Raw genomic sequence first — 26,496 nt, forward strand, 5'->3', positions numbered from 1 at the left:
CGAGTGGCGCAGCAAGGCGCCGGCCAAGGGCTCCACGAAGGCGCCGGCGCCCTCCGCCAAGCGCTGATCCCGGTGGAAACCCGCGTGACGGGCCCCACTCCGGGAATGATCCGGGGGAGTCACGCGTTGTGACTGACGAGCCGCTCGAACCGGCGTGAGCCGGTCGAGTCATCCACGACGTAAGGATCCAATGACCTCCTCTTCATCCCCTTCCCAGGACGCGCAGAGCTTCGCGGACACCAACCGCACCGAGAGCCTTCGGGCCGATGCCCTGATGGAAGAGGACGTCGCCTGGAGCCACGAGATCGACGGAGAGCGGGACGGCGACCAGTTCGACCGCTCCGAGCGCGCGGCGCTGCGCCGTGTGGCCGGTCTCTCGACGGAGCTCGAGGACGTCACCGAGGTCGAGTACCGGCAGCTGCGCCTGGAGCGCGTGGTGCTGGTCGGCGTATGGACCTCGGGGACCGTGCAGGACGCCGAGAACTCCCTCGCGGAGCTGGCGGCGCTCGCCGAGACGGCCGGTGCGCTGGTGCTCGACGGCGTCATCCAGCGCCGCGACAAGCCCGACCCGGCCACGTACATCGGCTCGGGCAAGGCGAACGAGCTGCGTGACATCGTGCTCGAAACCGGGGCCGACACCGTCGTCTGCGACGGTGAGCTGAGCCCCGGCCAGCTGATCCACCTCGAGGACGTCGTCAAGGTCAAGGTGGTCGACCGGACCGCCCTGATCCTCGACATCTTCGCCCAGCACGCCAAGTCCCGTGAGGGCAAGGCGCAGGTCGCGCTCGCGCAGATGCAGTACATGCTGCCGCGACTGCGGGGCTGGGGTCAGTCGCTGTCCCGGCAGATGGGTGGCGGCGGCGGTGGCGGCATGGCCACCCGTGGTCCCGGTGAGACCAAGATCGAGACGGACCGGCGACGGATCCGCGAGAAGATGGCGAAGATGCGCCGGGAGATCGCGGAGATGAAGACCGGCCGTGACATCAAGCGGCAGGAGCGCCGGCGCAACAAGGTGCCGTCGGTGGCGATCGCCGGATACACCAACGCCGGCAAGTCGTCCCTGCTGAACCGGCTGACGGGCGCGGGCGTACTCGTGGAGAACGCGCTGTTCGCCACCCTCGACCCGACCGTGCGCCGGGCCGAGACGCCGAGCGGCCGCCTGTACACCCTGGCGGACACCGTCGGGTTCGTCCGGCACCTGCCCCACCACCTCGTCGAGGCGTTCCGCTCCACCATGGAGGAGGTCGGCGACTCCGACCTGATCCTGCACGTGGTGGACGGCTCGCACCCGGCGCCGGAGGAGCAGCTCGCCGCCGTGCGCGAGGTGATCCGCGAGGTGGGCGCGGTCGACGTGCCCGAGATCGTGGTGATCAACAAGGCGGACGCCGCCGACCCGCTCGTGCTCCAGCGGCTGCTGCGCATCGAGCGGCACTCGATCGCGGTGTCGGCGCGGACCGGTGCGGGCATCGCCGAGCTGCTCGCGCTGATCGACGCCGAGCTGCCGCGGCCGCAGGTGGAGATCGAGGCGCTCCTGCCGTACACGCAGGGCGCGCTGGTGTCGCGTGCGCACGCCGAGGGCGAGGTGCTCTCCGAGGAGCACACGCCGGAGGGCACGCTGCTCAAGGCACGCGTCCACGAGGAACTGGCCGCCTTCCTGGCCCCCTACGTTCCCGCGGCGCACTGACGGCTGAACGATCGAAGGCCCGCCCCTCTCGCGAGGGGGGCGGGCCTTCCGTCGTTCCTCGTGCGCCGGCCCGCTACCGGCCCGCGAACTTGTCGCTCATCGTCGTGTAGATCTGCTCCGCGCCCCGGTCGAGCCGCGGTCCGGCCAGCCAGCCCGCCTTGACCGGGCCGATGGAGGTGTTGGACACCAGCGCCAGCTTCCCGCCCGGCTTCTCGATGAACCAGCCACCGCCGGACGAACCGCCGGTCATGGTGCAGCCGATCCGCCACATGGTCGGCGTACCGGGCGTCAGGGTGAGGCGGCCGGGGCGGTCGACGCACTTGTGCATCAGCGCGCCGTCGTACGGCGGGGCGGCCGGGTAGCCCCAGGCGCCCATCGCCGGGATGCTCGCCGCCCCGGGGGCGGCGAAGTCCACGTCGAGCGCGACGCCGACCGTCTCCTCCAGGGACTTGGTGCCGTTCTCCGGCTTCACGTGCATCACGGCGTAGTCGTGGGGTGCGCCCTCGCCGCCGGTCGGGCCGCCCTGCGAGATCCACTCGCCGGAGGTCGAGACCCAGTCCGCCCAGTACACGCCGTAGGGCGCGACCTCCTGCGGCGGGGCCTGCTCCAGCGCCGCCGGGGACCTGCCCAGGTCGTTGTACGCCGGGACGAAGGCGATGTTGCGGTACCAGCCGCCCTCCTTGCCGGCGTGCACGCAGTGGCCCGCGGTCCACACGAGGTTGGACCTGCCCGGGTTGGCCGGGTCCTTGACGACGGTGGCGGAGCAGACCATCGAGCCCTCGGGGGCGTCGAAGAAGACCTTGCCGACCGGCGCGGCGTTGCTGTGGTACGGCTTCTGCTCCGCCACCGCCTCCACCGGCCGCGGCTCGGGGTCGGTGGCGCCCTGGTCGCCGAGGCCCGCCCCGGCGGCCATGGTCTTCTGCGGGGACTTCGCGGACCGCATCCGCTCGGGCTTCCACAGCCCCTCGATCACCGGGTTGACGAAGTCCCTGGCCTCACGCAGCCACGTGTCCTTGTCCCAGTTCTTCCACTCGCCGTTCTTCCACTTCTCCGGGTCGACGCCGTGCTCCTTGAGCTTGTCGGCGAGGTCGGCCGCCAGCTCCGCGCCGCCTCCGGCTCCGGAGCCGGAGGGGCTGGAGGCGGCGGCATCACCGGCCGCCTCGTCCTGGGTGGGACCACAGCCGGTGACCGTCAGTGTGAGAGCCGCGGCCAGGCCGGTGACGGCCAGGAGCGGACGTATGGATCGCATGAGAACGATTCCCCCTGATAACGCATGTGTGGTGCGACATGCCATGAACCTGACACGCGAACGGGCGGTCCTCCGGGACCGCCCGCGTGAGAATGCGCCCCTACTCTATGCCGGGCCCCGCAGGGGCCGCGGCCACCCGCGGTGACCTGCGCGGAGTCTCCACCGGACGCGGTGGTCACGGCCGTTGGTGCCGTGCCGGCCGGTGGGGCGTTCCGGCACTCCACCGCCCCCGGCGGCCGGCCGCGCCGCCCGCGGTCCGCGACCCGCCTCGCAGGCCCGCAGGCCCGGCGCCCGGCAGGCCCCGGAGGCCCGCACCCCCCGGAGGCCCGCAGGCCCGCGCCCCCGGAGGCTCGCACCCCCCGGAGGCCCGCAGGCCCGGCGCCCCGCAGGTCCCGCGGCACCGCCGGTGCGCGGTCTAGCGGCCCGCGAACTTCTTGCTGACCTCTTCGTAGATGCCCTTCGCCTCGGCGGCCAGCCGCGGTCCGGCCAGCCAGCCCGCCGTGACCGGGCCGATGGAGGTGTTGGACACCAGCGCCGGCTTGCCGTCCTTGCCGCGCGCGACCCAGCCGCCGCCGGAGGAGCCACCCGTCATGGTGCAGCCGATGCGGTACATCGTGGGCTGCTGCGCGTCGAGGGACAGCCGGCCCGGCTTGTCCGCGCACTGGTACATCTGCTGGCCGTCGAACGGCGGCGCCGCCGGGTAACCGGTCGCCTCCATCTCGGCGATCTCCGGCGCGGCCGGCGCGGCGAACTCGACCGGGAGCGCCGAACCGACGGTCTCCTCCAGCGACTTGCCGTTGCCGCCCTTCTCCGGGGTCACGTGGATGACCGCGAAGTCGTACGGGGCGCCCTGGCCACCGGTCGCGGCACCCTGGGAGATCCACTGCTCGGAGGTCTGCGCCCAGTCGCCCCACCACACGCCGTAGGGAGCCATCTCCTCGCGGGTCGCGTTCTCCAGGTCCGCCCCGGTCCTGCCGCCGTCGTTGTACGAGGGGACGAAGGCGATGTTGCGGTACCAGCCGCCCTCCTTGCCGGCGTGCACGCAGTGGCCCGCGGTCCACACGAGGTTGGACCTGCCCGGGTTCGCCGGGTCCTTGACCACGGTGGCGGAGCAGACCATCGAGCCCTCGGGCCCGTCGAAGAGGACCTTGCCGGCCTCCGGGACACCGTCGTGGTAGGGCGGCTTCACGGCCGTGGCCTCGACCGGCTCGGGCGTCGGGTCCGTCACGCCCTCGTCGCCCGGGATGTCCCCGTCCTCGACCGGCCGCTCCGGCTGTTCCGCGTCCCGCATGCGGTCCGGGTCCCACAGGTCCTCGATGATCGGGTTGACGAAGTCCTTCGCCTCACGCAGCCACGTGTCCTTGTCCCAGTTCTTCCACTCGCCGCCCCGCCACTTGTCCAGGTCTATCCCGTGCTCCTTGAGCCGGTCCTTGAGGTCGTCCGGAATCGTGATCCTGCCGTCGGACGTCTGCCCGGCGGAGGCGGTCGGCTCACCGCCCGCGTTGTCCTCGCTCGGGCCGCACGCGGTGGCCGTCAGCGCCAGCGCCGCGGCGACGGAGGCTGCGGCGAGCAGCGGGCGAATGGGTCGCATGTCGTGATCCCCCTGGGAACCTCGTGTGACAGGACACGTCTGAGCGTGTCCGAGCACTTCTGGACTCGGCTGGAATTCGGCACCGGAGTGCGGCCCCCACTATGCCGGTGCCGATACGGACGGCCCGCGGCAGGGCCACGGTTCCCCAGCCGTAAGGATCTTCACGAAGGCCGTGATCGGGACCACGTGTCGTCGTTGGTACGTACGGGGGACACGGGGGCCGACTCCTCGCCGGCCCGGGGCGGACGAGTCGCCCAGCGTGGGGCAGAGCAACCGTTACCGGGAGGATCCGAAGCCGTGGCCGTGACCGAATCAGTCCCGGTGGCACCGGCGTCCGCACAGGAGGGCATCCTGCGCCGCCAGTCGCTGCGCGAATCGGCCGCCCGCACCTACGCGCGCGCCCTGCCCATCGTGCCGGTGCGGGCCCGGGGCCTGACGATCGAGGGCGCCGACGGCCGGCGCTACCTCGACTGCCTCTCCGGGGCCGGGACGCTGGCCCTCGGGCACAACCACCCCGTGATCCTGGAGGCCATCAAGAAGGTCCTCGACTCAGGCGCCCCGCTGCACGTCCTCGACCTCGCCACACCGGTCAAGGACGCCTTCACCACCGAGCTGTTCGCCACGCTGCCGCGCCGGCTGGCCGACGACGCCCGCATCCAGTTCTGCGGGCCGGCGGGCACCGACGCGGTCGAGGCGGCGCTCAAGCTGGTGCGCAGCGCGACCGGACGCCAGGGCCTGCTCGCCTTCACCGGCGCGTACCACGGCATGACGGCCGGCGCCCTGGCCGCGTCCGGCGGCGCCACCGACGTACGGGTCACCCGCCTGCCCTACCCCCAGGACTACCGCTGCCCCTTCGGGGTCGGGGGCGAACGCGGCGCCGAGATCGGCGCCCGCTGGACCGAGACCCTGCTCGACGACCCCAAGTCCGGGGTCCCCGCCCCGGCCGGGATGATCCTCGAACCCGTCCAGGGCGAGGGCGGGGTGATCCCCGCGCCCGACGCCTGGCTGCGCCGGATGCGCCGGATCACCGCCGACCGCTCCGTCCCGCTCATCGCCGACGAGGTGCAGACCGGCGTCGGCCGCACCGGCGCGTTCTGGGCCGTCGAGCACAGCGGCGTCGTCCCCGACGTGATGGTCATGTCCAAGGCCATCGGTGGCTCCCTCCCGCTGGCCGTCATCGTCTACCGGTCCGGCCTCGACGTGTGGCAGCCCGGCGCCCACGCGGGCACGTTCCGCGGCAACCAGCTGGCCATGGCGGCCGGCGCGGCCACCCTCGCCTTCGTACGCGAGAACCGCCTCGCCGAGCGGGCGGCGACCCTCGGCGCGCGCATGCTGGGACAGCTCCAGGGCCTGGCCACCGGCCACCCGTGCGTCGGGGACGTACGGGGCCGGGGCCTCATGATCGGCGTCGAACTCGTCGTCCCGGACACCACCGCCGACGTCCCGCCCCCGGCCCCCACCCTCGCCGCGGCCGTCCAGCGCGAGTGCCTCCGGCGCGGCCTCATCGTCGAACTGGGCGGCCGCCACAACGCCGTCGTACGCCTCCTCCCGCCGCTGACGCTCACCGACGAACAGGCGGTGGCCGTCCTCGACCGCTTCGCCGACGCCCTGGCCGCCGCCGAGCGCACCCCGCCCCACCCGAGCGACCCGGGGCCGTCCCGCTGAACCCGCCCCCTCACCAGAAAGTCCCCGCCGTGAACCCGACCCCCGTACCCGCAGCACCCGGCGCCGACGGCCCGCCCACCGCCCCCGGCGGCCCCCGCCCGGGCGAGTCGACGACAGTGCCGCGCCAGCATGGGGGAGGGTACGAAGACCTGCCCGGCCCCGCCCCGGCAGCGAGCGGCACCCACGCCGACGGCCCCGATCCCCTCGACCACCCGGACGCCCACCGCGCGGCGGACGCGGCCACCGTCGAGAACCTCCTGCGCTGCTGGGTGCGGGAGAACGGCCTCGCCCGGCCGGCGGACCGCACCCTGCGCGTCCCGCTCGACGCCAGCGGTACCGCCCTCCTCGTCCCCGTCCAGTACTGGTCCGCCACCGGCTGGCACCGCTTCGGCCCGCCCGCCCTCGAAGGCGCCCCGCCGACCGCCCCGCCCGTGGACGCCGTGACCGTCGCCGCGCTCATCAGCCGTGAGTCGGGCCCCGCCGGAGACCGCCGGGAGAGCGCCGACCTGGTGGCCCGGGTCGCCGACTCCGCCCGCCGCACCGCCGGCTTCATCGCCCACCGGCGCCGCCACCCCGGTCCCACCGCCGACGCCGACCTCTTCCTCACCGCCGAACAGTCCCTGCTGCTCGGCCACCCGCTCCACCCCACGCCCAAGAGCCGCGAAGGGCTCACCGAATCCGAGGCGGAGCTCTACTCGCCCGAGGCGCACGGCTCCTTCCCGCTGCACTGGATGGCCGTCGACCGGTCCGTGCTCGCCACCGACTCCGCCTGGACCGAACAGGGCCGCACCCGCACCGCCGGTCACCTCACCGCCCGCCTCGCCGGCGACCTCGCCCTCCCCGGCGACACCGCCGCCCTGCCCCTGCACCCCTGGCAGGCACGCGAGCTGCTCCACCGGCCCGCCGTCGCCGAACTGCTGTCCGCCGGCCTCCTCCACGACCTGGGTTCCCACGGCGCCCCGTGGCACCCCACCTCCTCCGTCCGGACCGTTTGCCGGCCCGGCGTCCCGGTCATGCTCAAGCTGTCCCTCGGCGTACGCATCACCAACTCCCGCCGCGAGAACCTCCGCAAGGAACTCCACCGTGGAGTCGAGGTGCACCGGCTGCTGCGCACCGGCCTCGCCGAGCAGTGGCAGGCCGCCCACCCCGGCTTCGACATCGTGCGCGACCCGGCGTGGCTGGCCGTCGACACCCCGTCCGGCGAGCCCGTCCCCGGTCTCGACGTCATGCTCCGCCACAACCCCTTCGCCCTCGGCGACGACGCGGTCTGCCTCGCCGGCCTCACCGCCCCGCGCCCCTGGCCCGGCGGCCCCCGGATGCGGTCGCGCCTGGCCGTCGTCGTGTCCCGGCTCGCCGCCCGCACCGGCCGCCCCACCGGAGCCGTCGCCGCCGAGTGGTTCCTGCGCTACCTCGACCAGGTCGTCCGCCCGGTCCTGTGGCTCGACGGCACGGCCGGGGTCGCCCTGGAGGCCCACCAGCAGAACACCCTGGTGATCCTCGACCCGGACGGCTGGCCCCGGGGCGGCCGCTACCGCGACAACCAGGGCTACTACTTCCGCGAGTCGCACCGCGAGGCCCTGGAGCGCAGGCTCCCCGGCATCGGCACCCGCAGCGACACCTTCGTCCCCGACGACGTCACCGACGAACGGTTCGCCTACTACCTCGGCATCAACAACGTCCTCGGCCTGATCGGGGCCTTCGGCGCCCAGCGCCTCGCCGACGAACAGCTCCTCCTCGCCGCCTTCCGGCAGTTCCTCACCACCAGCACCGGTCTCGGCTCCCCCCTGCCCACCCGCCTCCTGGAGAGCCCCACCCTGCGCTGCAAGGCCAACCTCCTGACCCGGCTGCACGGCCTCGACGAGCTCGTCGGCCCCGTCGACACCCAGTCCGTGTACGTCGCCGTCGCCAACCCCCTCCGCCGCTGACGCGAACCGCACCCCCCGACCGCCGAGAGGACAGTGCCCGTGCCTCCCACCGATGCGAGTGCCGACACCGGACCCGGCTCCCGCGCGCCGGCCGGCCCCGGCACGGAGGACACCCTGGAACTCCGGCTGCCCGACGAACTCCTCACGCTGTTCCGCGCGGACGAGCCGGGCCCCGGACACCGGCGGCCGGTCGGGGCCGACGACGACCTCCTCGACACCGTCGCCGACTGGGGCCCCGCCACCACGCCCCTCGGGCCCTTCCGGCTCGTCCCCGTGCGACGGGAACGCGACCGCGACCTCATCAGCCGGTGGATGAACGACCCGGCGGTCGCGGCCTTCTGGGAACTGGCCGGTCCCGCATCGGTCACCGACGCCCACCTACGCGCCCAACTCGACGGCGACGGACGCAGCGTGCCCTGCCTGGGCGTACTCGGCGCCACCCCCATGAGCTACTTCGAGATCTACCGTGCCGACCTCGACCCCCTGGCCCGGCACTATCCGGCCCGTCCCCACGACACCGGCATCCACCTGCTCATCGGGGGCGTCACCGACCGAGGGCGGGGCGTCGGCACCACCCTGCTCCAGGCGGTCTCGAACCTCGTGCTCGACAATCGCCCGCGCTGCGCCCGTGTCATCGCCGAACCCGACCTCCGCAACACCCCCTCCGTCTCCGCCTTCCTGAGCGCCGGTTTCCGTTTCTCCGCCGAACTCGACCTCCCCGACAAGCGAGCCGCCCTGATGATCCGTGACCGCTCCCTGCGACACCTGCTGTGAACAGCACGCTGCTCCACATACATCGCTCGACCCGCATCGGTTCCACCCGGAGGAGTCCCTGTGCCGAAACCCCCTGTCACGTCCGACTCCGCGGAGCCGCCCGCCCCGCCGACCGCCGCCGGCCCGCCCGAACTCAACCCCGGGGCCTGGCGCCGGGCCTCGCGGGAGCTCCTCGCCAAGATGCTCGGCGAGTTCGCCTACGAGGAGATCATCGAGCCGGTCCCGCCGACCACCACGCCTGACGGCGGCGGGACCGTCCCCGGCCGCGACCGGACCCCGGCGGACGGCGGCGGGACCGTCCCCGGCGACGACCCGACCGCGACGGAGGGCCGGCCGCCGACGGACCCGTACACCCTGCGGCTGGACGACGGGTCCGTGCTCACCTTCGCCGCACGCCGCACCGCCTACGGCAGCTGGCGGGTCGACCCCCGCTCGATCGACCGTGACGGACGCCCCTTCACCGACCCGCTGGACTTCCTCGTACGGGCCCGCCATCTGCTCCGCCTCGACGGGGCCACGCTCGGGCACCTCCTCCGCGAGCTGACCGTCACCCTCGCCGCCGACGCCCGGCTGCACCACACCGCCTCCCCGGCCGCCCACCTCGCCGACCTCGGTTACGCGGAGCTCGAAGGCCACCAGACCGGCCACCCCTGGATCGTGTTCAACAAGGGCCGCATCGGGTTCTCCGCGGCCGACGCCGCCCGGTGGGCGCCCGAGGCCCGCCGGGCGGCCCCGCTGCCCTGGATCGCGGTCAGCACGGCACTCGCCGCCTACCGGGGCGTCCCCGCGCTCGACACCCCCGAGCACCTCTACGAGCGGGAGCTCGGCCCCGCCGTGCGCGACGCGTTCGCCGCCGAGCTCCGCGCCCGCGGCCTCGACCCCGCCGCGTACCTCTACCTCCCCGTGCACCCCTGGCAGTGGGACGAGGTGCTGCTGCCGCTGTACGCGCCCGCCATCGCCGAAGGGGCGATCGTGCCGCTCCCCGCCGACGGCGACCTCCGGCTGCCGCAGCAGTCCATCCGCACGTTCCTCAACGTCAGCCGACCCGACCGGTTCAGCGTGAAGCTGCCGCTGTCCGTCCTCAACACCCTCGTCTGGCGCGGGCTGCCGACCGAGCGCACCCTCGCGGCGCCCGCCGTCACCTCCTGGGTCCACGCGCTGCGCGACACCGACCCCTTCCTGCGCGACGAGTGCGGGGTGATCCTCCTCGGCGAGGTCGCCTCCGTCGCGGTCGAGCACCCCCTGTACGACCACCTCCCCGAGGCGCCGTACCAGTACAAGGAGCTGCTCGGCGCGATCTGGCGCGAACCGCTGCGCCTGCCGCCCGGTGAGCGCGCCCGTACCCTCGCCTCCCTCCTCCACACCGACACCGACGGCCGCTCCTTCACCGCGGAGCTGGTGGCCCGGTCGGGAATCGGCCCCAGCGCGTGGCTGCGCCACCTGTTCGCCGCCCTGCTGCCCCCCTTGCTGCACTTCCTGTACCGCTACGGCACCGTCTTCTCCCCGCACGGCGAGAACACCATCGTCGTCTTCAACGACCAGGACGTCCCCGTACGACTGGCGATCAAGGACTTCGTCGACGACATCAACGTCAGCGCCCATCCCGTCCCCGAGCACGACACGATGCCGGACGACGTACGGGCCGTGCTGCTCACCGAGGAGCCGGGTTTCCTCACCCAGTTCATCCACTCCGGGCTCTTCGTCGGGGTCTTCCGCTACCTGGCGCCCCTCTGCGAAGAGCAACTCGGTGTCCTGGAGCGGGACTTCTGGTCACTCGTACGGGCGGAGATCCTCCGCCACCAGGCCCGCTTCCCCGAGCTGAAGGACCGCTACGAGCTGTTCGACCTGCTCACACCGCGTATCGAGCGGTTGTGCCTGAACCGCAACCGACTGCACCTGGACGGTTACCGCGACCGGGCGCAGCGACCGCACGCCGCCGTGCACGGCACCGTCCCCAATCCCCTCGCGTGACCCGGTTGTCAGTGCCGCGCCGTAGGGTGGACGCGCTATGACGAAGCCATCCCTCCCCGAGCTCCTCCACGCCGCCGTCACCGCCGTCGGCGGCGTGGAACGACCAGGCCAGGTCACCATGGCCGAGGCCGTGGCGCAGGCCATCGACGACGGCTCCCACCTCCTGGTCCAGGCCGGCACCGGCACCGGAAAGTCGCTGGGCTACCTGGTGCCCGCGCTCGCGCACGGGGACCGGGTCGTGGTCGCCACCGCGACGCTCGCCCTCCAGCGGCAGCTGGTCGAGCGGGACCTGCCGCGCACGGTGGACGCCCTCCACCCGCAGCTGCGGCGGCGCCCGGAGTTCGCCATGCTCAAGGGGCGGTCGAACTACCTGTGCCTGCACCGGCTCCATGAGGGCGTCCCGCAGGAGGAGGAGGACGGCCTCTTCGACCCCTTCGAGGCGGCGGCGCCGACCAGCAAGCTCGGCCAGGACCTGCTGCGGCTGCGCGACTGGTCCGACGACACCGAGACCGGGGACCGGGACGACCTGACCCCCGGTGTCTCCGACCGCGCCTGGGCGCAGGTGTCGGTCACCTCCCGCGAATGCCTGGGCGCCTCGAAGTGCGCGTACGGGGCGGAGTGCTTCGCCGAGGCCGCCCGGGAGCGCGCCAAGCTCGCCGACGTGGTCGTCACCAACCACGCGCTGCTCGCCATCGACGCCATCGAGGGCGCCCCCGTGCTGCCGCAGCACGAGGTGCTGATCGTCGACGAGGCGCACGAGCTGGTCTCCCGGGTCACCGGCGTCGCCACCGGCGAGCTCACGCCCGGCCAGGTCAACCGCGCCGTCCGCCGGGCGGCCAAGCTGGTCGACGAGAAGGTCGCCGATCAGCTCCAGACGGCCGCCGAGGGGTTCGAGCGGCTGATGGAGCTCGCCCTGCCCGGCCGGCTGGAGGAGGTCCCGGAGGACCTCGGGTACGCGCTGATGGCGCTGCGGGACGCGGCGCGGGCGGTCATCTCGTCCCTGGGCTCGACGCGCGACAAGTCGGTCCAGGACGAGGACGCGGTCCGCAAGCAGGCCATGGCCTCCGTGGAGACCGTGCACGACGTCGCCGAGCGGATCACACAGGGCTCCGAGTACGACGTCGTCTGGTACGAGCGGCACGACCGGTTCGGCGCGTCCCTGCGGGTGGCGCCGCTGTCCGTCTCGGGCCTGCTGCGGGAGAAGCTGTTCTCCGAGCGGTCGGTGGTCCTGACCTCCGCCACGCTGAAGCTCGGCGGCGACTTCAACGGCGTCGGGGCCTCGCTGGGCCTGCCCCCGGAGGGCACTGTCGGCACCGAGGACGAGGACGTACCGGTGTGGAAGGGCCTCGACGTCGGCTCGCCCTTCGACTACCCCAAGCAAGGCATCCTGTACGTCGCCCGGCACCTGGCCACGCCGGGCCGGGAGGGCAGCCGCGGCGACATGATGGACGAGCTCGCCGAGCTGGTCGAAGCGGCCGGCGGCCGTACGCTCGGCCTTTTCTCGTCCATGCGGGCGGCCCAGGCCGCCGCCGAGGAGCTGCGGGGCAGGCTCGACAAGCCGATCCTGCTCCAGGGCGAGGACACCCTGGGCGAACTGATCAAGAACTTCGCGAACGACGCGGAGACCTGCCTCTTCGGCACACTGTCGTTGTGGCAGGGCGTGGACGTTCCCGGGCCGAACTGCCAGCTGGTGGTCATGGACCGCATCCCGTTCCCCCGGCCCGACGACCCGCTGATGAGCGCCCGCCAGAAGGCCGTCGAGGAAGCGGGCGGCAACGGCTTCATGGCCGTCGCCGCGACGCACGCGGCGCTGCTGATGGCCCAGGGCGCGGGCCGGCTGGTCCGTGCCACGGGCGACCGCGGGGTGGTGGCCGTGCTGGATCCGCGGCTGGCCAATGCCCGGTACGGCAGCTACCTGCGCGCTTCACTGCCCGACTTCTGGTACACCACGGACCGCAACCAGGTGCGTCGCTCCCTCGCCGCCATCGACGCCGCCGCGAAGGCGGCCGACGCCTAGCCCTTCTCCTGCGATCACCTTCATGGGGGTGTGCGAGCTTGTCCGCCATGACCGGGCTCGGAGCCGCCGCCTGGCCGCCGGTCCCGACAGAAACCGAACGGCTCGTGCTCCGCGCGTCCGAGGCGCGGGACCGTGCGGCGTCCATCGAGCTGTTCGCATCGCCGGAGGTGGGCACCTACATCGGTGGCTCTCGACCGCGTGATGAGCTGGAACGCGTGGTGCCCGAGGTGCCGGGGTGCCGCCCGGGCCTGTTCGTGGTCGAGCTCGGCGGAGCGATGGTCGGCATGGTCACGCTGGGCCGGCGCGGCCCGGAGCGCCCCGGTCACGTCCGGCCGGAGGCCGGGGAGGCCGAGCTCGGTCATCTGTTCCTGCCGGAGGCGTGGGGACGCGGGTACGCCGCCGAGGCGTGCGCGGCGGTTCTTCGCTGGTTCGCCGACGCCCTTCCCGGTGAGCCGGTGGTGCTCTGCACCAGGACCGCCAACGACCGCGCGATGCGCCTCGCGGCGAGGCTGGGGTTCACCGAGGTGGAGCGGTTCGAGGAGTACGGCGCCGAGCAGTGGTTCGGCGTGTGGCGCCCGGCCGCTCCGTCCGGTTGAGCAGGCCGCTGCGGCCCCGGTCGGAACAGAGGTAGGGCCCCGGGACCGGCGCAGTGGGTCCCGGGGCCCGGTCGGAGCCGGCGCGCGGTGTCATACGCGCCGCAGTACTGCCACCACCTTGCCGAGGATCGTCGCCTCGTCGCCCGGGATCGGCTGGTAGGCCGCGTTGTGCGGGAGCAGCCACACATGGCCGTCCTCGCGCTTGAAGCGCTTGACCGTGGCCTCGCCGTCCAGCATCGCGGCCACGATGTCACCGTTCTCCGCGACCGGCTGGCGACGCACGGTCACCCAGTCGCCGTCGCAGATCGCGGCCTCGATCATCGAGTCGCCGACGACCTTCAGCACGAAGAGCTCTCCGTCACCGACCAGCTGGCGGGGGAGGGGGAACACGTCCTCCACCGACTCCTCGGCGAGGATGGGCCCACCGGCGGCGATACGGCCGACCAGCGGGACGTACGACGCGGCGGGCTTGCCCGTGGTGTCGGTCGGCTGGGTGCTCGGCTGGTCCGAACCCCGGACCTCGTAGGCCCTGGGCCGGTGCGGGTCCCTGCGCAGGAAGCCCTTCCGCTCCAGCGCCATCAGCTGGTGGGCGACCGACGAGGTGCTGGACAGTCCCACCGCCTGGCCGATCTCCCGCATCGACGGCGGGTAACCGCGCCGCTGCACCGAGTCCCGGATGACCTCGATGACCCGCCGCTGCCGGTCGGTGAGGCCGGAACTGTCCGCCCGGATGCCTGGAGGTCGCCCGGGCAGCGAACGCGTGGGCTTGGGCCCTTCCGCGCTCGTGGTCGCTTCATTCATGGCATGCACCGGCTCGAGTCGGCTCTGGGAACGGTCCTGGGCAGTGATGGTGGCACTGTCTGCGGTGGTGGTCACGTCGGCCCCTCTCGAATGGTCTCCCTAGCTGGACAACGGTAGTTGCTTTCGAAAGGTTGCGCCAAACACACGTTCGAGTGAAAAATCGTAGATTGGCTTACATGTGCGTGTGCCGAGGTGTATGTGCGATCACCGGCCGACTGTTTCCGGCCGCCGTGCCGCGGTCACCACCGTAACGGCATCACCGCCCGAGCACACCGGCGCCCCCGTGTGAGGGCTTCGCGTGACACCTTTCCGGGGGCTCCTCGGCCGGCCGCGCGGCGGTCTCCGGGAGCCCTTCCGGCCCTTCCGGCGGGGCGGATCCGCGACTCTTTCCGACCCTCCCCGGCCGGCCGCCGCGGGCCCCCGCGATCCGTCGCGCCGCGCGCCTCCCGTAGGCTCTGAGGCAGTCCCCGAAGTCACGACGCGCGACACGCGCTGTGTGTCGAAAAGGCGGCTCGACCCCAGATCTAGTGGTTGTATTGGCCCGGCCGCCCACAAGTTGTGGTCCCCCGGTCTTTCGGGGGCGTGGCCATCGCCTATGCTTGTGGCTGCTTCGAGGGGCCCTCACCGGCCCTGGCGAGGCTATTCAGTCGTGCTGTGAAGGAGGGTTGGGAGATGCACTGCCCCTTCTGCAGGCACCCCGACAGTCGTGTCGTCGACAGTCGCACCACCGACGACGGGACGGCCATCCGCCGCCGCCGCCAGTGCCCCGACTGCTCCCGCCGTTTCACCACGGTGGAGACCGCGTCGCTCATGGTGATCAAGCGCAGTGGGGTCACCGAGCCCTTCAGTCGCTCCAAGGTCATTTCCGGAGTGCGCAAGGCGTGCCAGGGGCGGCCGGTCACCGAGGACGCCCTCGCCAAGCTCGGCCAGCGGGTCGAGGAGGCGGTGCGCGCCACCGGCAGCGCGGAGCTGACCACTCACGACGTCGGGCTCGCCATACTCGGACCGCTGCAGGAGCTCGACCTCGTCGCGTACCTGCGCTTCGCGTCCGTGTACCGGGCGTTCGACTCGCTCGAGGACTTCGAGGCCGCCATCGCGGAGCTCCGCGACCGGCGGCCCCCCGCGGAGGGCGACGGGACCGGCGCGACCCCCGGGGTCCCGGTTCCCGCGACCGCCGCGGACTGATCGTCCGGTCCGGCGTGCGGCCGGCGATCAGCCGCTGAGCGGCACATAGACGTGTCACGGGTGCTGTGCGTGGTGCCCGGGACAACAGACAGAAAGCGTGCCTTGGGAAGATCTGGGCACTTCAGCGTGTTTTGCCCGTATATGGGAGGCGGCATGACAGAGACGGCGAGCGGCCCGACGCGAGGGTCCCGTACCAAGGGAACCAAGGTGAACAAGGGTCTGCGTATCGAGCGCATCCACACCACCCCCGGCGTGCATCCGTACGACGAGGTCGCGTGGGAGCGTCGTGACGTCGTCATGACCAACTGGCGCGACGGCTCGGTCAACTTCGAGCAGCGTGGCGTCGAGTTCCCCGACTTCTGGTCGGTGAACGCGGTCAACATCGTCACCAGCAAGTACTTCCGCGGGGCCGTCGGCACCCCGCAGCGCGAGACCGGTCTCAAGCAGCTGATCGACCGGATCGTGAAGACGTACCGCAAGGCCGGTGAGGACTACAACTACTTCGCCTCGCCCGCCGACGCCGAGATCTTCGAGCACGAACTGGCCTACGCCCTCCTGCACCAGATCTTCAGCTTCAACTCCCCGGTGTGGTTCAACGTCGGCACGCCGCAGCCCCAGCAGGTGTCCGCCTGCTTCATCCTGTCCGTCGACGACTCCATGGAGTCGATCCTCGACTGGTACAAGGAAGAGGGCATGATCTTCAAGGGCGGCTCCGGTGCCGGCCTGAACCTCTCCCGCATCCGCTCCTCCAAGGAGCTGCTCTCCTCCGGCGGCAACGCCTCCGGTCCGGTCTCCTTCATGCGCGGCGCCGACGCCTCCGCCGGAACGATCAAGTCGGGTGGCGCCACCCGCCGCGCGGCCAAGATGGTCATCCTCGACGTCGACCACCCCGACATCGAGGACTTCATCGAGACCAAGGTCAAGGAGGAGGAGAAGATCCGCGCCCTGCGCGACGCGGGCTTCGACATGGACCTGGGCGGCGACGACATCACGTCCGTCCAGTACCAGAACGCCAACAACTCCGTCCGTGTGAACGACGAGTTCATGAAGGCCGTGGAGTCCGGCGGCAAGTTCGGCCTGCGCGCCCGTATGACCGGCGAGGTCATCGAGGAGGTCGAGGCCAAGGCGCTCTTCCGCAAGATGGCCGAGGCCGCCTGGGCCTGCGCCGACCCGGGCATCCAGTACGACGACACGATCAACCGCTGGCACACGTGCCCGGAGTCCGGCCGCATCAACGGCTCGAACCCCTGCAGCGAGTACATGCACCTGGACAACACCTCGTGCAACCTCGCCTCGCTGAACCTGATGAAGTTCCTCAAGGACGACGGCAAGGGCAACCAGTCGTTCGACTCGGAGCGCTTCGCCAAGGTCGTCGAGCTGGTCATCACCGCGATGGACATCTCCATCTGCTTCGCGGACTTCCCCACCCAGAAGATCGGTGAGAACACCCGCGCCTTCCGCCAGCTGGGCATCGGCTACGCCAACCTCGGCGCCCTCCTCATGGCGACGGGCCACGCGTACGACTCCGACGGTGGCCGCGCTCTCGCCGGCGCCATCACCTCGCTGATGACGGGCACCTCCTACCGGCGCTCCGCCGAGCTGGCCGCGGTCGTCGGCCCGTACGACGGCTACGCCCTCAACGCCGAGCCGCACAAGCGCGTCATGCGGCAGCACGCCGACGCCAACGCCAAGGCCGTCCGCGTGGACGACCTGGACACCCCGATCTGGGCCGCCGCCACGGAGGCCTGGCAGGACGTGATCCGCCTCGGCGAGAAGAACGGCTTCCGCAACGCCCAGGCGTCCGTCATCGCCCCGACCGGCACCATCGGCCTGGCGATGTCCTGCGACACCACCGGCCTGGAGCCCGACCTCGCGCTGGTCAAGTTCAAGAAGCTGGTCGGCGGCGGCTCGATGCAGATCGTCAACGGCACCGTGCCGCAGGCGCTGCGCCGCCTCGGCTACCAGGAGGAGCAGATCGAGGCGATCGTCGCCCACATCGCCGAGCACGGCAATGTGATCGACGCGCCGGCTCTCAAGCAGGAGCACTACGAGGTCTTCGACTGCGCCATGGGCGAGCGCTCCATCTCCGCGATGGGCCACGTCCGGATGATGGCCGCGATCCAGCCCTGGATCTCCGGCGCGCTCTCCAAGACGGTCAACCTCCCCGAGACGGCCACCGTCGAGGATGTCGAGGAGGTCTACTTCGAGGCGTGGAAGATGGGCGTCAAGGCGCTCGCCATCTACCGTGACAACTGCAAGGTCGGCCAGCCCCTCTCCGCCAAGAAGAAGGAGCAGGAGAAGGCCGAGGTGACCGAGAAGGCCGAGGAGACGATCCGCGCGGCGGTCGAGAAGGTCGTCGAGTACCGCCCCGTCCGCAAGCGCCTCCCCAAGGGACGCCCCGGCATCACCACCTCCTTCACGGTGGGTGGCGCCGAGGGCTACATGACCGCCAACTCCTACCCGGACGACGGTCTCGGCGAGGTCTTCCTGAAGATGTCGAAGCAGGGTTCGACGCTCGCGGGCATGATGGACGCCTTCTCCATCGCCGTCTCGGTGGGCCTCCAGTACGGTGTGCCGCTGGAGACGTACGTCTCGAAGTTCACCAACATGCGCTTCGAGCCGGCCGGTATGACGGACGACCCGGACGTGCGGATGGCGCAGTCGATCGTCGACTACATCTTCCGCCGCCTGGCGCTGGACTTCCTGCCCTTCGAGACCCGCTCGGCGCTCGGCATCCACTCGGCCGAGGAGCGTCAGCGCCACCTGGAGACCGGTTCGTACGAGCCGGCTGACGACGAGGTGGACGTCGAGGGCCTGGCCCAGTCCGCCCCGCGCCAGCAGGAGGCCCCGAAGGCCGTCGCGGCCGCCGCGCCGGTGAAGGCGGAGGCGGAGGTGCCCGCACCCAAGCAGGCGCACACCTCGGCGGAGCTCGTCGAGATGCAGCTGGGCATCAGCGCCGACGCGCCGCTGTGCTTCTCGTGCGGTACCAAGATGCAGCGGGCCGGTTCCTGCTACATCTGCGAGGGCTGCGGCTCCACCAGCGGCTGCAGCTGACAGCGTTCGCGGACGGTCGGCCGGTGGTGTGTGCCGACGCGCCCGTCGGATGAGCGGAACGGGAGGACCGGGACATCCGGTCCTCCCGTTCCGCTCGGTGCGTCCGGCCGGATCAGGCCGCCAGGTCGGGCCGGGGGCTCAGGCCGGATCAGGCCGGTTCCGAGCCCATGAGCCGGGTGAACGACTGCGGGTCGGCGTCGAAGCCCCGGACGGCACGGCGCCAGCCCCAGCCCCCCGTACCGTCACGGAGGAACTCCGCCACCGTCACGGCAGTGGCGTCGCCGAGATCGGCGAAGTCGTAGCGGTCCAGCTCCCGGTAGCCCTCCTTCACGAGGACCAGGGCGTTCGCTACCTCGCCGAACGTGGTGCGGCCGCCGCCCTGCTGTATGGCCACGCCCACCATCACGCGCGCGTAGGCGGGGGACAGTCGGTTCAGCTCCAGCGTCATGGCCTCGTCGAAACCGAAGCCCTGACCGTTGCGGCTCTCCCTCTGGAGGGTGATGGTCCCGTCCGGGGAACGGCTGCCGAAATGCACCAGGTAGGCGGGCGCGCCATGGGGCTCCTCGGCCCGGTAGACGGCGGCGATGATGTCGAGGTCACGATCGGGGGATCCGGCCGGGCTCGGATCCCACTTGAGTGTCACCTCGACCTTGCCGACCCCCTTGTTGGCACTGCTCACGGGATACCCCTCTCTCGTACGGGCGGTCAACTGCCCGTCGCACACGGCTGCTTGCCCATGGTGTCACGCGCGGTCAGTGCGGGATCCGTCGTGCGGGTCGCTGCCGCGGCAGCTCGTCCCGGAAGGCCTCGATGCGGCTGCCGACCTGGCGGATGAGATGCGTGTCCTCGATACGGTCCAGATACAGGCAGCGGCGGGCCACGCCCGCCAGCTCGAAGACGAAGTAGATGCCCATGAGCGGGTTGACGAACAGCTCACTGCCCCGGGTACGGGACGTGAACCGAACGTCCCCGAAAGAGCCCTCGACGGCGGCCGCTATGGAACCGTTGACGATGCTCGGGAAATCGGGCGTACGACTACGGGCGTGGGCGACCGCGTCCACGAAGAGAGCACCCTCACGGGTCGCGCGCGGCACGGAGAAGGCGCCCAGGTAGGCGCCGTCCCGCTCCAGGGCGGCGATGTTCTCCAGGACCAGGCCGTGGCTGACGCCGTGGTACGCGTCGACGCCGAAGCCGATCGAGGCGACGAGACGCTCCGGCACCTCCAGGCCGGCGAGCGCGGCGACACTGGTCAGGTCCTCCTCCGGGGTACCGAGCCCGGACTCGTCACCCCGCATGAGGATGTCGGTCCCGCCGTCGACCAGGACGACCGCGTCGATGGCGTAGTGCTCGATCAGCGCCCGGTACGCCGCACGCAGCGGCTGTACCCCGACGCGGGCGAAGGCGTGGACGGTGCTGGGGAGGTTGTGGAGCGCGAGCCACTGGGCGAGGGTGCGCTCCGGGAAGTACGTCTGGTGCGGCGCCGAACCGGGGGTGACGACCGCGACGTCCGGCGCGAGCCAGGAGTCGGGGGGGAGGCCCTCGATCGAGCTGAACGCCAGGTTGGCGAGGTGGACCTCCTTGCCCTGGTGGCGCAGCGACAGGGCCAGCGGGAGGCCCGCGTAGATGTCGAAGCCGCCCCCGGCGCCCGCCACGAGGACGCGTTCGGCGGATTCGAGGCGTGCGAAGAGCGGGTTCAGGTGCAGCGCGGTCATCCGGTCATTGTGCCGGGGCGATCGATCCGGGAACGGGTGTTCGTGCGAGGCCGGTGGCCGATGGGGGTGCGTGCTCGGGACCGGGACCGGGGCGGGGCCCGGCGCCGTACGATGGCGCGGTGCTGGTCAAGTGGATTCGCTGCACCGTGGTGGACCGTCGTGGGTTCGAGCGGGGGCAGCGGAAGTGGGCGGGGCTGCTGGGTGAGCCGGGGTTCCGGGGGCAGGGGGGCGGCTGGAGCCGGAGCCGACCCGGTGTCGCCCATGTGTTCTCGTTCTGGGAGAGCCGGCCCTTCTACGACTCGTTCATGGCACGCTCCCACGATCGGCTGGCGGCCACGCAGTCGGGCACGTACAAGGACACGCAGGTCAAGCTGTTCGATCACCGCTTCGACGTGAAGACGGGGTTCGAGCCAAGGTTCACGGACGCCGATGTCGTCCGCGTCGCGCACAGCAGGATCCGCGAGGACCGGGTCGAGCACTACGCGCTGATGCAGGAGAAGGTGTGGAACCCGGCGATGGCCGGTTCGCCGGGCATGCTGCGCGGGCTGTTCGGGGAGGCACCGGGCAACGAGTTCCTGGTGCTGTCGATGTGGCGGTCGGCGGCCGAGCACGGCAAGTACCGCACGGAGCGGGTGGAGCGGCTGGCGTTGCGCGCCCAGATCGAGGCGGACGTCGCGGCGCTGACGGGGGACGTCGTGGACCTCGAAGCCGCGTGGACGGTGTGAGGCGCCGGGGAGGGCAGCGCGAGTGGGCGCGTGAGGCGGGGCGGAACCACGCGTGGGTGAGGCGGGTGGAGCCGGCGGCCCGGAGGGTACGCCGGATGGCGCCCGGACACGGGGCCGGTGGGGCCCCGCCGGAGCGGGCGATCTAGGGTCGGGACATGGCACGACCGCGGCGCATCGTTCTCGTACGGCACGGCGAATCGGAGGGCAACGCCGACGACACCGTGTACGAACGCGAGCCCGACCACGCGCTGGCCCTCACCGACCTGGGACGGCGCCAGGCCGAGAAGACGGGCGAGCGGCTGCGGGCCCTGTTCGGGGACGAACGGGTGAGCGTCTACATCTCGCCGTACCGTCGCACCCACGAGACCTACCGGCTGTTCCGGCTGGACCCGGCGCTCGTGCGGGTCCGGGAGGAGCCGCGGCTGCGCGAGCAGGACTGGGGGAACTGGCAGGACCGGAACGACGTCCGGCTCCAGAAGGCGTACCGGGGCGCGTACGGTCACTTCTTCTACCGGTTCGCCCAGGGCGAGTCGGGGGCGGACGTGTACGACCGGGTCGGGGCGTTCCTGGAGAGCCTCCACCGCAGCTTCGAGGCGCCCGACCACCCGCCGAACGTCCTGCTGGTCACGCACGGCCTGACGATGAGGCTCTTCTGCATGCGCTGGTTCCACTGGACGGTCGCCGACTTCGAGTCGCTGACCAACCCGCGCAACGGCGACACCCGGATGCTTCTCCTCGGTGAGGACGGGCGGTACGCCCTTGACCGGCCGTTCGAGCGCTGGCGAGCCCCCGAGCCGTACGGCACCACCGGATAGAGTGGCAGGGCGATGACCGCTGATTCCTCCTCCGAGCGGCGCTTCGAACGCGCCCTGGCCAGCCTGCGCGGGCTGGCCGTGGGAGACGCCCTGGGCTCCCAGTTCTTCGTACCCGCCAACTATCCGATGCTGAAGCGGCGCGAGCTGCCGCCCGAGCCCTGGCAGTGGACCGACGACACGGAGATGGCCTGCTCGGTGCTGGCCGTCCTCGCCGAGCACGGCCGCGTCGACCAGGACGCCCTCGCCCTGTCGTTCGCCCACCACCACGACTTCGACCGGGGGTACGGGCCCGCGGTCAACCGCATGCTCCGGCTGATCCGGGAGGGCGGCGACTGGCGGGAACTGGCCGCCGGCCTCTTCAAGGGGCAGGGATCCTGGGGGAACGGCGCCGCCATGCGCATCGCCCCGCTGGGCGCCTGGTACGCCGACGATCCGGAGCAGGCGACGCACCAGGCCGAGATCTCCTCGTACACCACCCATCAGCACCGGGAGGCCGTCGTGGGCTGCATGGCGGTCGCGGCCGCCGCCGCCCTCGCGGCCGACCCGGCCGGACCGCCCGAGCCGGGGGACCTGCTCGACGGAGTCGTCGCGCTGGTGCCCCGCAGCGCGGTCGGTGCCGGGCTGCGCCGCGCCCGCGACATGCTCGACTACGACGACGCGGCGACGGTCGCCGCCGTGCTCGGCAGCGGCCGGCGCACGAGCGCCCACGACACCGTCCCGTTCGCGCTGTGGTCCGCCGCCCGTGCCCTCGGCGACTTCGAGCGGGCGTTCTGGACCACCGCGCAGGTGGGCGGTGACGTCGACACGACGTGCGCCATCGCCGGGGGCGTGGTGGCCGCGACGGCGGCCGGGGCACCGCCCGCCACGTGGCTGGACCGTACGGAGGCGTTGCCCGACTGGCTGCCCGCCGGACCGGTCGGTCGCTGACGGCTGCCCGCCGGGCCGCCGTTCGGCGGCGGTGGGCGCTCGGGTGGCGGGTGCGTGTTCGGCGGTGGGTGGGCGTTTCGGCGTCAGTGTCACGGTCCTGCCACAGCGCGGAGGCCGACCGGGATCGGGACCGTTTCCGGGCTACCCTGTCGGCCACGCCGCCGCTTTGATCATGACAAGTGCGCGCTGACCAGACGCCGGGGCCGTACGGCATTGCCGCTTCGAGGTGTGCGGGCCCCGGTCGGGAGGGGGTCCCGTGCCAGACACGCCGTCCGAAACGCCATTGCCATCGCCATCGCCGTCCCCTGAATCGCAGCCGTCGCGGGGAACGCAGGGAACGCCGTCGTCGCCGGCCGCCGGGTCGCAGCCGGCCGCGCAGCAGCCCCGACCGCAGGAGCAGTCACAGCCGTCCGCGCCGGTACCGGAGGACTCACGGCCACCGGAAGCCCCGACGGCCTCGGCCACCCCTCATGTCTCGCCGACCCCAGCGGTCCCGGCGCCCACTCCGGTCCCGGCGCCGCCACCCGCCACTCCGTCTGCGTCGCCCCCACCGGCCCCGGCCCCGGTGCCGCCACCGGCCACTCCGGCCCTACCGGCCACTCCGGCCCCGGTGCCGCCACCCGCAACCCCGGCCCCGCCGCCCCCACCGGCCCCGGCGCCACCAGACTCAGCGGCCACAGGGGTCACAGCGTCCCCGGCGGCGACCACGGCCGACGCCCGGGCGCGTGCGGGAGCCGCGTCCGGGCCCGCGTCGGCGCCCGGCCCGCAGGCTCCGGTTCAGCCGGGGTACCGGCCCTCGTCACCGCCACCGGTCGACACCTGGCTGACCCGCATACGCCCGCGCCCGCCCGGCCCCGTACCGGTGGCCGCCCTCTGGTCGGCCCTGGCCACCGCTGTCCTCAGCGCGCTCCTGCTCGGTGACGGCCTCGGACTGAACCTGCTGCTGGTCGCCCTGCCGGCGAGCCTCACGGCCTACTTCGCCGCCGTGGCGGCCGGCCGCCGCGTCCGGCCCTGGACGCTGGTCTGGGGGCTCGGCGGTCTCGCCCTCCTCGCGGTGCCCGCCCTCCGCGACGCCGGCTGGCCCACCTTCCTCGCCGTCGTCTCCGCCCTGGGCCTCGGGTCGCTCGCCCTGCACGGGAGCCGCGACTGGCGCGGCATCCTCTTCAGCCCCTTCGGCCTTTTCGACTCGATCGTCCCCGGCCTGCTCTGGGCCTGGCGCGGACTGCGAGAGCGGGCCGGCGGCGCCCAGGGGCGCGTGGGTCCCATGCTGCGTACCGTCGCGGTGGCCGTGGGCCTGCTGGTCGTGTTCGGCGCGCTCTTCGCGGGCGCCGACGCCGCCTTCGCCGACCTGCTCGGTTCCCTCGCTCCGGACGTGTCGGTCACCGAGGGACCCTGGCGGACCCTCCTGTTCGTCCTCGGGCTGCTGGGCGCGCTCGCCGCCGCCCGGACGGCCGCCGCCCCGCTGCGGTGGGACCGCCTGAAGGCCCGGCCGGGCCGCCCGCGAGCCCGCCTGGAGTGGGCGCTTCCGCTCATCGTGCTCGACCTGCTCTTCGCCGTCTTCAACGCCGTCCAGCTCACCGTGCTCTTCGGCGGGTACGAGAAGGTGCTGAGGCAGACCGGCCTCACCTACGCCGAGTACGCGCGTCAGGGTTTCTGGCAGCTCCTCTGGGCCACCCTGCTCACCATCGCCGTCATCGGCCTGGCGCTGCGGTGGGCACCCCGCGGCGGCGCCCGCGACCGCACGCTGGTCCGCTCGGTGCTGGGCACCCTCTGCCTGCTCACCCTGGTGGTGGTGGCGTCGGCGCTGCGGCGGATGGACCTGTACGTCGATGCGTACGGACTCACGCGGCTGCGGGTCTCGGTGGCCGCCATGGAGCTGTGGCTCGGTGTCGTCCTCGTGCTGATCATGGCGGCCGGTGTCGTGGGCGCGCGTCGGCTGCACCTGCCTCGCGCCGTCGCCGTGAGCGCGGCGGCCGGTGTCCTCGCCTTCGGGCTGGCGTCGCCGGACGGACTCGTCGCGGAGCGGAACGTGCAGCGTTACGAGACGACCGGCAAGATCGACGTCGGCTACCTGGACGGCCTGTCGGCCGACGCCGTACCCGCCCTCGACCGGCTCCCCGAGCCCCTGCGGTCGTGTGCCCTCCGCAAGATCGCAGGCGACGTGTTCGGGGAAGGACCCCCCTGGTACGCGGTCAGCCTGGCCGAGTCGCGGGCCCGCGAAATCCTCGACCGGCGCGCCGTGTCCTACACCGGCTACGCCTGCACGCCGCAGCGCGACCCGTACGGCGGCGGGGTCGACGAGTACGACCGCTACGGCTACTAGCGGGCGGCGGCCGGCAGCCGTCGGGCAGCGGCCCGGGGTTTGCGGTTCACGCTGCGCCCGTGGAGCTCCGCCCCGTCCGGTACGGGGACGGGCCGGGCCCCCACCCGCCCGGCCGCGCCTGGTCCGGCCGGGCCGGGGGCCGCCAACGGAACGGGGGCCGTGCGGGGTTCGCCGTCGGACCGGGCCGCCCGACCATGGCGGCATCCGATGGGCGTCACCGCCTGGTGTGCCTTCCGGATGCGCGTCGGCAGGTGCTTCAGGTCCTGCTTCCGTGCGTTCCTCGATCATTCACGAATGCGACGATTCGGTGGTGGTTGGTCTTTCGAGGGCTTTGTCCGGCTACTCCGGAAGCATCGGTGGTCCGGGGATCGGCTCGTCCACGTCGGGCTCGATGTGGCTGATGACAGGCACCGTCGACACGGCACCGAACCTGGGCGGGTATCGCTACGAGGTGTGCAGCAGCGAAGGTCGCTATGGCGGCGTGACGAAGACGGTCGACCGCGCGAGGATTCCGCTCCCACCTCGGGGGAGACGCCTCGCGGCTCCGTCGGTCGGTCGTCGGCCGGCCCCACGGCGAGCGGCCCGGCGGGAGGAACGCAATCCGGGTATCGCGGGCGGGGTCGGGCGGCGTAACCTGTCTGGCGCCATGCCGTACGAACCACCCACCCACACTGTCGAGCGCTCGCTCAGAGCGACCACCGGCGCCAAGATCATCGCCGGAGTCGACGAGGTCGGACGCGGAGCGTGGGCCGGTCCGGTCACGGTCTGCGCCGCCGTCACCGGTCTGCGCCGGCCACCCGCCGGACTGACCGATTCCAAGCTCATCAGCCCCAAGCGCCGGGCCGAACTGGCCCAGGAGCTGGAGAAGTGGGTCACGTCGCACGCCCTCGGGCACGCCTCTCCGGAGGAGATCGACGAGCTCGGGATGACGGCCGCGCTGCGCCTGGCCGCCATCCGGGCCCTGGACGCCCTCCCGGTGCGCCCCGACGCGGTGATCCTGGACGGCAAGCACGACTACCTCGGCGGTCCCTGGCAGGTCCGAACCGTGATCAAGGGCGACCAGTCCTGTGTCGCGGTCGCGGCCGCCTCGGTGATCGCCAAGGTGCGGCGGGACGCGATGATGGCCGAACTGGAGTCGGAATCCGCCCAGTGCGCCGTCTTCGGGTTCGGGGCCAACGCCGGCTACCCGTCGCCCGTGCACAAGGCGGCGCTCCGGGAGTGGGGTCCCACGCCTTACCACCGGTTGAGCTGGTCGTACCTCGACGCGCTGCCCCAGTGGCGGCACCTCAAGAAGGTCCGTATCTCCGCGGAGGCGGCCGCACTGGAAAGCGGGGGCCAACTCGGCTTCGAATTCTGAACACCCGGCGTCGCTCCGCCGCACAACAGACCACAGGTAAGCGTCGCGTACCCGAGTCTTCCGTACGCATCGCATGTATGTGCCACCCGCTGGTGCCACTCGCACCGGCGTTTGATAAACATCCC

The 26,496-nt window shown here is 72.4% G+C and carries 19 protein-coding genes; 14 read left to right on the plus strand and 5 right to left on the minus strand.

Annotation, left to right across the window (positions count from 1 at the left end):
* The first annotated feature begins 190 nt into the window (after window positions 1-190).
* The gene (gene hflX / locus AC07DW_RS26505) at window positions 191-1,684 is read left to right on the plus strand and encodes a GTPase HflX (protein ID WP_478860200.1); all 1,494 of its coding nucleotides are present in this window, start codon (window positions 191-193) and stop codon (window positions 1,682-1,684) included.
* Between the two features lie 73 nt (window positions 1,685-1,757).
* On the opposite strand, the gene AC07DW_RS26510 is transcribed toward hflX, so the two are convergent.
* Both AC07DW_RS26510 and AC07DW_RS26515 read right to left on the minus strand, forming a co-directional pair.
* Window positions 1,758-2,933, minus strand: coding sequence for a trypsin-like serine peptidase (locus AC07DW_RS26510; protein ID WP_478860201.1), 1,176 nt, complete (start codon window positions 2,931-2,933; stop codon window positions 1,758-1,760).
* 415 nt (window positions 2,934-3,348) lie between these two features.
* Window positions 3,349-4,524, minus strand: a complete 1,176-nt coding sequence (locus AC07DW_RS26515) for a trypsin-like serine peptidase (RefSeq protein ID WP_478860202.1) — start codon at window positions 4,522-4,524, stop codon at window positions 3,349-3,351.
* 297 nt (window positions 4,525-4,821) lie between these two features.
* Between AC07DW_RS26515 and AC07DW_RS26520 the strand changes: the two genes are divergently transcribed.
* Genes AC07DW_RS26520 through AC07DW_RS26545 form a run of 6 tightly spaced genes read left to right on the plus strand, consistent with a single transcriptional unit; the run spans window position 4,822 to window position 13,472 of the window.
* Window positions 4,822-6,189: a diaminobutyrate--2-oxoglutarate transaminase family protein gene (locus AC07DW_RS26520; RefSeq protein WP_478860203.1), complete on the plus strand. Its 1,368-nt coding sequence runs from the start codon at window positions 4,822-4,824 to the stop codon at window positions 6,187-6,189.
* Between the two features lie 29 nt (window positions 6,190-6,218).
* Window positions 6,219-8,114, plus strand: coding sequence for an IucA/IucC family protein (locus AC07DW_RS26525; protein ID WP_478860204.1), 1,896 nt, complete (start codon window positions 6,219-6,221; stop codon window positions 8,112-8,114).
* A 39-nt stretch (window positions 8,115-8,153) separates the two neighbouring features.
* Window positions 8,154-8,888: a GNAT family N-acetyltransferase gene (locus AC07DW_RS26530; protein ID WP_478860205.1), complete on the plus strand. Its 735-nt coding sequence runs from the start codon at window positions 8,154-8,156 to the stop codon at window positions 8,886-8,888.
* Window positions 8,889-8,948: 60 nt separating this feature from the next.
* Window positions 8,949-10,859 carry an IucA/IucC family protein gene (locus tag AC07DW_RS26535; RefSeq protein ID WP_478860206.1) on the plus strand — a complete coding sequence of 637 codons (1,911 nt, stop codon included), beginning with the start codon at window positions 8,949-8,951 and terminating at the stop codon, window positions 10,857-10,859.
* Window positions 10,860-10,896: 37 nt separating this feature from the next.
* Window positions 10,897-12,876, plus strand: coding sequence for an ATP-dependent DNA helicase (locus AC07DW_RS26540; protein WP_478860207.1), 1,980 nt, complete (start codon window positions 10,897-10,899; stop codon window positions 12,874-12,876).
* Between the two features lie 47 nt (window positions 12,877-12,923).
* Complete coding sequence (locus AC07DW_RS26545) at window positions 12,924-13,472, plus strand: GNAT family N-acetyltransferase (RefSeq protein WP_478860208.1); 549 nt, start codon at window positions 12,924-12,926, stop codon at window positions 13,470-13,472.
* A gap of 90 nt (window positions 13,473-13,562) precedes the next feature.
* On the opposite strand, the gene lexA is transcribed toward AC07DW_RS26545, so the two are convergent.
* Entirely contained in the window at window positions 13,563-14,348 is a 786-nt protein-coding gene (lexA, locus tag AC07DW_RS26550) for a transcriptional repressor LexA (protein ID WP_478860209.1), read from the minus strand.
* 597 nt (window positions 14,349-14,945) lie between these two features.
* Here lexA and nrdR point away from each other — a divergent pair.
* Window positions 14,946-15,458, plus strand: coding sequence for a transcriptional regulator NrdR (nrdR, locus tag AC07DW_RS26555; protein ID WP_478860210.1), 513 nt, complete (start codon window positions 14,946-14,948; stop codon window positions 15,456-15,458).
* 153 nt (window positions 15,459-15,611) lie between these two features.
* The gene (locus tag AC07DW_RS26560) at window positions 15,612-18,512 is read left to right on the plus strand and encodes a vitamin B12-dependent ribonucleotide reductase (RefSeq protein WP_478860211.1); all 2,901 of its coding nucleotides are present in this window, start codon (window positions 15,612-15,614) and stop codon (window positions 18,510-18,512) included.
* Between the two features lie 148 nt (window positions 18,513-18,660).
* On the opposite strand, the gene AC07DW_RS26565 is transcribed toward AC07DW_RS26560, so the two are convergent.
* Window positions 18,661-19,191 (minus strand): TerD family protein, encoded by a 531-nt coding sequence (locus tag AC07DW_RS26565; RefSeq protein WP_478860212.1) that lies wholly within the window; start codon window positions 19,189-19,191, stop codon window positions 18,661-18,663.
* Between the two features lie 73 nt (window positions 19,192-19,264).
* Entirely contained in the window at window positions 19,265-20,224 is a 960-nt protein-coding gene (locus tag AC07DW_RS26570; protein ID WP_478860213.1) for a DUF1152 domain-containing protein, read from the minus strand.
* Window positions 20,225-20,343: 119 nt separating this feature from the next.
* On the opposite strand from AC07DW_RS26570, the gene AC07DW_RS26575 reads away from it, so the two are divergent.
* The 5 genes from AC07DW_RS26575 to AC07DW_RS26595 all read left to right on the plus strand — a co-directional run bounded on the left by AC07DW_RS26575 (window position 20,344) and on the right by AC07DW_RS26595 (window position 26,371).
* A complete protein-coding gene (locus AC07DW_RS26575; protein WP_478860214.1) occupies window positions 20,344-20,949 on the plus strand; it encodes a YdbC family protein in 606 nt (201 codons plus the stop codon).
* A gap of 155 nt (window positions 20,950-21,104) precedes the next feature.
* On the plus strand, window positions 21,105-21,764 hold the full coding sequence (locus tag AC07DW_RS26580; protein ID WP_478860215.1) for a histidine phosphatase family protein: 660 nt from the start codon (window positions 21,105-21,107) through the stop codon (window positions 21,762-21,764).
* A gap of 12 nt (window positions 21,765-21,776) precedes the next feature.
* Window positions 21,777-22,691, plus strand: coding sequence for an ADP-ribosylglycohydrolase family protein (locus AC07DW_RS26585; RefSeq protein ID WP_478860216.1), 915 nt, complete (start codon window positions 21,777-21,779; stop codon window positions 22,689-22,691).
* Window positions 22,692-23,256: 565 nt separating this feature from the next.
* Window positions 23,257-25,014 carry a DUF4153 domain-containing protein gene (locus tag AC07DW_RS26590; RefSeq protein ID WP_478860217.1) on the plus strand — a complete coding sequence of 586 codons (1,758 nt, stop codon included), beginning with the start codon at window positions 23,257-23,259 and terminating at the stop codon, window positions 25,012-25,014.
* Between the two features lie 646 nt (window positions 25,015-25,660).
* Window positions 25,661-26,371, plus strand: coding sequence for a ribonuclease HII (locus tag AC07DW_RS26595; protein ID WP_478860218.1), 711 nt, complete (start codon window positions 25,661-25,663; stop codon window positions 26,369-26,371).
* Window positions 26,372-26,496 lie beyond the last annotated feature (125 nt).

The sequence above is a fragment of the Streptomyces sp. NPDC045701 genome (genome assembly GCF_056432045.1).